Annotated in this window: 2 protein-coding genes; both read left to right on the forward strand. The window is 50.1% G+C overall.

The window, feature by feature from the left end:
* Positions 1 to 312, forward strand: a 312-nt coding sequence (locus tag G493_RS30890; protein WP_035275777.1) for a nitrogenase component 1, incomplete at its 5' end; no start/stop codon positions are given.
* 26 nt (positions 313 to 338) lie between these two features.
* Positions 339 to 1,000, forward strand: a 662-nt coding sequence (locus tag G493_RS0122800) for a nitrogenase component 1 (protein ID WP_028582206.1), incomplete at its 3' end; no start/stop codon positions are given.

Genomic DNA, 1,000 nt, shown 5'->3' on the forward strand with positions numbered 1-1,000 from the left:
ATGAACGCCGAGATGGATCAGGGAACCCTGATTATCGATGACCTGAACCAGTACGAAGCGGAAAAACTGGTCGAGCTGATGAAACCGGATATTTTCTGTGCCGGTATCAAAGAGAAATTTTCCATCCAGAAGCTCGGCATACCGATGAAGCAGCTGCACAGCTACGACTCCGGCGGACCGTACGCAGGCTTCAAGGGTGCGGTGAATTTCTACAAAGAAATAGATCGTCTGGTAAACAGCAGGGTCTGGGGTTACATGAAGGCGCCCTGGCAGGAAAACCCAGAGCTTTCCGCGACCTACGTTTGGGAATAAACACAAGATATTAGAAGGTTACGAACATGTTATTACAGCATACACCAAAAGAAATTACAGAGCGCAAGGCCTTGACCATTAACCCGGCCAAGACTTGTCAGCCTATCGGTGCCATGTACGCAGCACTCGGTATCAAAGGGTGTTTACCTCACAGTCATGGATCCCAGGGTTGCTGCGCATATCACCGAAGTACCTTGACCAGGCATTACAAAGAGCCTATTTCCGCTGCAACCAGCTCTTTTACTGAGGGTGCGTCGGTTTTCGGCGGCCAGGCGAACCTGATGCAGGCGATTGACAACATCTTTACCGTCTATGAGCCGGATGTCATTGCCGTGCATACCACCTGTCTTTCCGAGACCATCGGTGATGATCTGCCGCAGATATTCATGAAGGCGGAAAAGGATGGAAAAATCCCAGAGGGTAAGACTGTGCTGGGTGCAAACACCCCCAGTTACGTTGGTTCCCATGTGACTGGTTTCTCCAATATGGTAAAAGCCATGGCTGCGTTGGCTGAACCGCAGGAGAAGAAAAATGGTAAAATCAATATTATTCCAGGGTGGGTTGAGCCTTCTGACATGGAAGAGATTAAACGTCTCGCAGGTCTGATCGGCATCAAGACAACCATGTTTCCGGATACCTCCGGGGTCCTCAATGGTCCGCTCACCGGTGAGTACAATATGTTCCCGGA

The sequence above is a fragment of the Desulfogranum japonicum DSM 18378 genome, from assembly GCF_000429945.1.
Classification (GTDB): domain Bacteria; phylum Desulfobacterota; class Desulfobulbia; order Desulfobulbales; family Desulfobulbaceae; genus Desulfogranum; species Desulfogranum japonicum.